Here is a 6431-nt window from a genome sequence, read left to right as displayed (position 1 = left end):
GGCCGTGTCGGCGCTGATCACCCCGCTGCGCGAGGTGGCCACCGACGCGGAGCTGATCCGGCTGGGCAACCGGTGGGAGATCGCCGAGGAGGCGGCCCCCACCCGCCCGCACCCCGGTACGCCGGCCACCCCGCCCTGGAACCGGGTGGTCGAGCCGGCGCTGGGCGTGGTGGACAAGGTGCGCGACGCGGTCACCGGGCGGCGGACGTACCTCGCCGACCTGAAGCGCGACACGCGCGACTGATCCATCGTCCGACGCCGATCCGCCCAGGCTCTTCCGCCGGCCCGTGCCGTGGTCCTACCGTCACGTTATGAATCTGGAGCTGCGACACCTGCGGGTCGTCTGCGCGATCGCCGAGACGGGGAGCGTGACCAAGGCCGCGTCCACCCTGGGCCTGGCCCAGCCGGCCCTGACCGCGCAGCTCCAGCGCATCGAGCGCACGCTCGGCGGCCCGCTGTTCGAACGCGACCGGCGCGGCGCCCGGCCCACCGCGCTGGGCGAGCTGGTGCTGGCCCGGGCCCGGGTGCTGCTGCCGGCGATGAAGGGGCTCCAGGACGAGGCGGCCCGGCTGGCCGGGGCGGACGACAGCCTGGGCCGGTACCGCTTCGGCGGGGTGAACAGCCCGATCCTCGGCCGGCTGGTGCACCGGCTGGTCGCCGAGCAGCCGCAGGCGCAGATCACCACGTACGCCTCCTGGTCGGCCGCGGAGCTGGCCGGACTGGTGGCCGGCGGGCGGCTCGACTTCGCGCTCACCGGGGTCTGCGGCGACGCGACGCCGCCCCCGGAGTTCGGGCTCTGCTGGCGGGAGGTGGCGGTCGACCCGGTGCTGGTGCTGCTGCCGACCAGCCACCCGATGGCCGGCCGGGAGGAGATCGGCCTGGCCGAGCTGCGCCGCGAACAGTGGGTGGCCGCGCCGGGCGAGGGCTGCTTCGGCGACTGCTTCGCCGCCGCCTGCGCCCGGGCCGGCTTCACCCCCCGCAAGGTGTACGAGACCGACGTGCGCGGCTGCGTGGACCTGGTCGACGCCGGCGAGGCGGTGGCGCTGTGCCAGGCGACCTTCCGCCCGGTCGACGGTCTGGTCACCCGCCGGCTGGCCGGCGTGCCGCTGCGCTGGCGGCTGCTGCTCGGCTGGCACCCCGAGTCCCCCGCCGCCCGGGTCGCCGAGCCGGTGCTGGAGACGGCGGTGGCGGCGTACACCGACTCGCTGGCGCCGCACCCCGACTACCTGGCCTGGCTGCTGCGCCACCCGGAGTTCGGGGCCCGACCGGTCGGCGGGGTGCGAATCGCCTGACGGCGGGTACCTGGACCCCATGACCGATCGCTACCCCGACGTCGACGAGCGGGAACTGCTGCGTCAGGCGGCCGCCGCGCACTCCGCCGCCGTCCGGGACCTCGAGGCGTTCCTGCGTCGGCTGCCGGCAGTGCCCGATCCGGCCGACATCACCGAGTACGCCAACCTGGTCACCCAGGAGGAGCAGACCCGGGCCGAGCGGCAGGCCGCCGCCACCGCCGCCGGCCTGGAGCTGCCCAGCCTCGGCACCGAGCCGTAGCGCGAGCCGCCGCCCGTGCGCGTCAGCGTTCGACCAGGACGTCGTGGCCCAGGTCGAGCAGGGAGTGCCGCCACTCGTCGTCGGCGTTGCCGCCGCGCGGCTTCTCCGCGGTCAGCGCCCGGATCCGGTCGATCGCCTCCCGCATCACCTCGATGTCCTCCGGGGTCAGGTCCACCTTGCGCTTGCTGAGCACCCGCAGGATCTGCCGGCCCGGCTCGGGCAGGTCCATGCTCGGGTTCGGGCCGAACGACTCCTCCCCCGAGCCCCGGGTCAACAGCCACTGCCGCAACTGTTCGGAGGGGACGTTCACCTCGGCGTGGAAGTCGTCCCAGATCACCTCGACCTCGGGGTCGAGTCGCTGCTCGCGTACCATCACGCCTCCTCTTCCGGTGGCCCGGACGGCGCCGGGCTCCCGTCGTCGGTCTGCTGCTTCAGGCCCTCCGGCGGCACCTGCACCCGGGCCGGGTTCGCCGTCGGCGGCGCGAGGATCGGTTCGGTGCGGTCGGTCTCCTCGTCGCTCTCCTCGGGTTCGGTCATCTCCGTCCTCCGGGTCATCGCGGGTGGGACGTCGAGGCCGGGCTGTAGCCCCGCTCTCCCGCGGCCACGTCGAAGGTGAGCTGACCGTCGCGCGCGTCGACGGTGATCTTCTGCCCCGGCGACATCTGGTGCTCCAGCAGCATCCGGGACAGCCGGTTGTCGACCTCCCGCTGGATCACCCGGCGCAGCGGCCGGGCGCCGAACTCCGGCTGGTAGCCGTGCTCGGCGAGCCAGTCGACGCCGGCGGTGGTGAACTCGATCTGGACGTCCTGGGCGTGCAGCCGGCGGCGGGTGTCCTCCAGCAGCAGCTCGGTGATCTGCCGCAGCTGCTGGGCCTCCAGCCGGCGGAAGATGATCGTCTCGTCGATCCGGTTGAGGAACTCCGGGCGGAAGTTCTCCTGGAGGCGGCGCATCAGCCGCTCGCGCAGCTCGTCGCTCTCCTGGGTGCCGCCGGGCGCGCCGGCCTCGAAGCCCACCGCGCGGGTGGTGCCGGTGATCAGCTCCGAGCCCAGGTTGCTCGTCATGATCAGGACGGTGTTCTTGAAGTTCACCGTCCGGCCCTGGCTGTCGGTGAGCCGGCCGTCGTCGAGCACCTGGAGCAGGATGTTGAAGACGTCCGGGTGCGCCTTCTCGATCTCGTCGAGCAGCACCACCGCGTACGGGCGGCGACGCACCGCCTCGGTGAGCTGGCCGGCCTCCTCGTACCCGACGTAGCCGGGGGGCGCCCCGACCAGCCGGGCGACGGTGTGCCGCTCCTGGAACTCGCTCATGTCGACCCGGACCATCCGGTCGGCCTCGCCGAAGAGCGCATCCGCCAGGGCCCGGGCCAGCTCGGTCTTGCCGACGCCGGTGGGGCCGAGGAAGAGGAAGCTGCCCATCGGCCGGTTCGGGTCGGCCAACCCGGTACGCGAGCGGCGCACCGCCTCGGCCACCGCGGTGACCGCCTCGTCCTGGCCGACGACCTTCTCGTGCAGCTGCCCCTCCAGCCGCAGCAGCCGGTCCCGCTCCTCCTCGGTGAGCTGGCTGACCGGGATGCCGGTGGCGCGGGAGACCACCTCGGCGATCTCCTGCGGGCCGACCGAGGGGACGCGGCCGGCGCCCTCGTCGCCCCGGGCGCGGCGGATCTGCTCCTCGACCTCGGCGAGCCGGTCGCGCAGCGCGGAGGCCCGCTCGTACTGCTCGTCGGCGACCGCCTGTTCCTTGTCCCGGCGCACCTCGTCGAGCTGCTGCTCCAGCTCGCGCACGTCGGCGTCGGGAGTGCGGGTACGCAGCCGCACCCGCGCACCGGCCTGGTCGATCAGGTCGATCGCCTTGTCCGGCAGGAAGCGGTCGGCGATGTACCGGTCGGCGAGTTCGGCGGCCGCGACCAGCGCCTCGTCGGTGAAGCGGACCTGGTGGTGCGCCTCGTACCGGTCGCGCAGGCCACGCAGGATGGCGACGGTGTCCTCGACGCTGGGCTCCGGCACCAGGACCGGCTGGAAGCGGCGGGCCAGCGCGGCGTCCTTCTCGATGCTCTTGCGGTACTCGTCCAGCGTGGTCGCGCCGATCACCCGTAGCTCGCCGCGGGCCAGCGCCGGCTTGAGCATGTTGGACGCGTCCATGCCGCCCTCGCTGCCGGCGCCGCCCGCGCCGACCAGGGTGTGGATCTCGTCCATGAAGATGATCAGCTCGTCCCGGTGCGCCCGGATCTCTTCGATGACCTTCTTCAGCCGTTCCTCGAAGTCGCCCCGGTAGCGGGTGCCGGCGACCAGGCCGGCGAGGTCGAGCTGCACCACCCGCTTGCCGAGCAGGGTCTGCGGCACGTCGCCGTCGCAGATCCGCTCGGCCAGCCCCTCCACGATCGCGGTCTTGCCGACGCCGGCCTCACCAATCAGCACCGGGTTGTTCTTGGTCCGCCGGGACAGGATCTCCACGGCCTGCTCGATCTCGTCGGCCCGCCCGATCACCGGGTCGATCTGGTCCATCCGGGCCAGCTCGGTGAGGTCCTGCCCGTACTGGTCGAGGGTCGGGGTGCCCCGGTCGGGCTTCGGCCCGCCCATCGGTCCCCGTTCCGCGCTGGCCGCCTGCAACGACTCGGGCTGGATCCGGCCGGCGGCGAGCATCCGGCCGGCGGGCGACTCCGGGTTGAGCGGCAGCGCCATCAGGATGTGCTCGGGGCCGATGTAGTTCGCCCCCATCGCCCTGGACAGCTGGTGGGCGTCGAGCAGCGCCCGCTTGGCGGCGGGGGTGAGCGACAGGTTCGTCGGCACCTCGCCCCCGGGCGCGCCGTCGCCCCGCCCGCCGAGGGCGTTGACCAGGGCGTCCGGGTCAGCGCCGGCCCGGCGTACCAGGTCGCGCAGCGGCTCGCGTTGCAGCGCCGCCCAGAGCAGGTGGTCGGTGTCCAGGTCGTTGCTGTGTTTCTGGGCGGCCCGCCGGGCCGCGTCGGCCAGCATCTCCCGGGCGTCGGCGGTCATCAGCCGGGTGATGTCGACCCGGTGGGCCGGTCGGCGTCCGCCCTCACCCCGGCCGAAGTACCGGGCCAGGAATTCGTCCCAGGGGTCGGAGCCGTAGTCACCGGGTCCCATCATCTCTGTCCTCCGCAGTCGGGGCGTGGCACGGTCGCCGAGGGCGACACCGCGGGCGCGGCACGGTCGCCGGTGGCTACCCGGCGGCCGGCGCGACAAACGCCAGGGGATGGCAGGCTGGGGGCATGGACTCCCGCCCGCTGCTGATCGTCGACGGCGCCAACGTGGTCGGTTCCCGCCCGGACGGCTGGTGGCGGGACCGGGCCGGGGCGGCGGCCCGGTTGCGCGACGCCCTGGCGCCGCTGGCCGACCGGGGGCTGCCGCCGGAGCTGCCGCCGCCGGTGGAGGTGGTGCTGGTGGTGGAGGGCGCGGCGCGGGAGGTGCCCGGAATGGCCGGGGTGCACACGGTTCCGGCGCCCGGTTCCGGTGACGACGCCATCGTGGCGCTGGTGCGCGACGCGCCGGACCGGCGCCGGTTGGTGGTCACCTCCGACCGGGAGCTGCGCGACCGGGTGGCGGCCCTCGGCGCGGAGCTGCACGGCCCGCGCTGGCTGCGCGAGCACACCCACCCCACCACCTGATCCGCCGGCCCGCCCCCGTGAGCAGGGAGTTCGCGCGGCGGTCGGACGGTCCCGTGGGCGGGACCGGGGGAACCCCTGGTGGGACCGGACGGTCCGGCGGCGGGCGCTTTCCCGCAGGTCACGGGGATAACCGGACACCAGGGCGGGAACGGCGACAAGGGCGGATGTTCGCTACCCACGGGTATGCGTTGTAATGGACGTCTCCCCGCCCCCAGGAGGTCACCGTGGCGAGCGTCGCCGAGCTGAAGGCAGCCATCGAGGTCGCCCTCCAACAGATCGGTGACGGGCAGAGCGCCGTGCAGGCGGCCGGTGAGAAGCTCTCCGAGGCGCAGCAGACCCTGGCCGGGGCGCTGGAGGGCAGCGGGCACGAGACGGTGGAGAGCGCGCAGGCCTCGCTGACCCAGGCCGGCCAGGAGCTGGAGGAGTGTCTCGCCGCGACCCTCGTCGCGGTCGAGCAGGCGCAGCTCTACGTCTCGACGCTCTGAGCGGACGGCCATGTCCATCATCGAGGACGTCGGGGCCCAGGTGCGCGCCGCCGCCGAGGAGCTGCCGCTGGCGCCGCTGGCCCAGGCGCTGGAGAAGTTCGGCCAGGCCACCGAGCGGCTGCGCTGGGTCCGGCAGGAGTCGGCCAACCCGATGGGGGTGCCGGAGCTCTCCGCGGCCACCGAGCACGCGGAGGCCGCCGGGCACGCGCTGCGGGTGGCCCAGGAGCAGCTGTCGGCGTACCTGGCCGCGATCGGGCTGGCCCACGACGGCGCGCCGCCGGCGGCGCCGGCCCGCCGCGAGCCGAGGCACGACGCGCCCCGCGGGGACGCCGCGCCGCCGACCGGCTCGGCACCGCGACCGCCGGCCGACCCGACGGTCAAACGCTGGTGGTCGGTGCGGGTGGCGGAGCTGACCGGAGGCCGGGAGGGCCCGCCGGACGAGCCGGACGAGCGAATCGCCGACTCCCGGGAGCTGCTGCGCCGGGTGGTCACCGGGGTCCGCTCCGGCGACCGGGACCGGCTGCACCGGGAACTGCGCACGGCCCACGCCGACGTCGGCCTCGGGCTGGCCGCGGTGGCCCCGCCGCTGCTGCGCGACCTGGCCGGGGAACTGCTCGGGCACCCGCCCCGCGCCGACGACCTGGGCCGGCTGCGGCGCGAGCTGGACGGCCGGGTCCGCGACCTGCTCCCCGGGCTGCCGCCGCCGGTGCTGGACACCCTGCTCACCCGGGTCTGCCGGATGCCCCCGCCCCGCGCCGCAGCCGGCCCAGGTC

Annotated in this window: 8 protein-coding genes and 1 pseudogene; 6 read left to right on the top strand and 3 right to left on the bottom strand. The window is 74.9% G+C overall.

Annotated features, from left to right (window positions below):
- From KBX37_RS33000 to KBX37_RS32990, 3 genes and pseudogenes are all read left to right on the top strand, one after another.
- Positions 1-244, top strand: a pseudogene (locus tag KBX37_RS33000) (hemerythrin domain-containing protein); the annotation flags it as partial.
- Positions 245-311: 67 nt separating this feature from the next.
- Positions 312-1292, top strand: coding sequence for a LysR family transcriptional regulator (locus KBX37_RS32995; protein ID WP_210779742.1), 981 nt, complete (start codon positions 312-314; stop codon positions 1290-1292).
- 19 nt (positions 1293-1311) lie between these two features.
- Positions 1312-1551, top strand: a complete 240-nt coding sequence (locus tag KBX37_RS32990) for a hypothetical protein (protein WP_210779741.1) — start codon at positions 1312-1314, stop codon at positions 1549-1551.
- Positions 1552-1573: 22 nt separating this feature from the next.
- Here KBX37_RS32990 and KBX37_RS32985 read toward each other — a convergent pair whose 3' ends face one another.
- From KBX37_RS32985 to KBX37_RS32975, 3 genes are read right to left on the bottom strand one after another with little or no spacing between them, the layout of a single operon-like run.
- The gene (locus KBX37_RS32985) at positions 1574-1924 is read right to left on the bottom strand and encodes a DUF3140 domain-containing protein (protein WP_210779740.1); all 351 of its coding nucleotides are present in this window, start codon (positions 1922-1924) and stop codon (positions 1574-1576) included.
- Positions 1924-2088: a hypothetical protein gene (locus tag KBX37_RS32980; RefSeq protein ID WP_179804587.1), complete on the bottom strand. Its 165-nt coding sequence runs from the start codon at positions 2086-2088 to the stop codon at positions 1924-1926. Before KBX37_RS32980 ends, KBX37_RS32985 begins: the two co-directional genes overlap by 1 nt.
- Before the next feature lie 14 nt (positions 2089-2102).
- Complete coding sequence (locus KBX37_RS32975) at positions 2103-4655, bottom strand: ATP-dependent Clp protease ATP-binding subunit (RefSeq protein ID WP_210779739.1); 2553 nt, start codon at positions 4653-4655, stop codon at positions 2103-2105.
- 122 nt (positions 4656-4777) lie between these two features.
- On the opposite strand from KBX37_RS32975, the gene KBX37_RS32970 reads away from it, so the two are divergent.
- From KBX37_RS32970 to KBX37_RS32960, 3 genes are all read left to right on the top strand, one after another.
- Positions 4778-5173 (top strand): hypothetical protein, encoded by a 396-nt coding sequence (locus tag KBX37_RS32970; RefSeq protein WP_210779738.1) that lies wholly within the window; start codon positions 4778-4780, stop codon positions 5171-5173.
- Between the two features lie 224 nt (positions 5174-5397).
- Positions 5398-5658: a hypothetical protein gene (locus KBX37_RS32965; protein WP_210779737.1), complete on the top strand. Its 261-nt coding sequence runs from the start codon at positions 5398-5400 to the stop codon at positions 5656-5658.
- Positions 5659-5668: 10 nt separating this feature from the next.
- A partial coding sequence (locus tag KBX37_RS32960) for a hypothetical protein (protein ID WP_210779736.1) occupies positions 5669-6431 on the top strand: 763 nt, incomplete at its 3' end.

Origin of the sequence: Micromonospora sp. U56, from assembly GCF_018070095.1 — a bacterium.
Classification (GTDB): domain Bacteria; phylum Actinomycetota; class Actinomycetes; order Mycobacteriales; family Micromonosporaceae; genus Micromonospora; species Micromonospora purpureochromogenes.
Note: the sequence above shows the minus strand (reverse complement) of the source record. Positions and strands in the feature narration are given on the sequence as shown.

Excerpts from the sequence above, each read along its gene's own strand:
- KBX37_RS32995 (WP_210779742.1), top strand. The coding sequence starts at position 312 with ATGAATCTGGAGCTGCGACACCTGCGGGTCGTCTGCGCGATCGCCGAG.
- KBX37_RS32990 (WP_210779741.1), top strand. The coding sequence starts at position 1,312 with ATGACCGATCGCTACCCCGACGTCGACGAGCGGGAACTGCTGCGTCAG.
- KBX37_RS32985 (WP_210779740.1), bottom strand. The coding sequence starts at position 1,924 with ATGGTACGCGAGCAGCGACTCGACCCCGAGGTCGAGGTGATCTGGGAC.
- KBX37_RS32980 (WP_179804587.1), bottom strand. The coding sequence starts at position 2,088 with ATGACCGAACCCGAGGAGAGCGACGAGGAGACCGACCGCACCGAACCG.
- KBX37_RS32975 (WP_210779739.1), bottom strand. The coding sequence starts at position 4,655 with ATGATGGGACCCGGTGACTACGGCTCCGACCCCTGGGACGAATTCCTG.
- KBX37_RS32970 (WP_210779738.1), top strand. The coding sequence starts at position 4,778 with ATGGACTCCCGCCCGCTGCTGATCGTCGACGGCGCCAACGTGGTCGGT.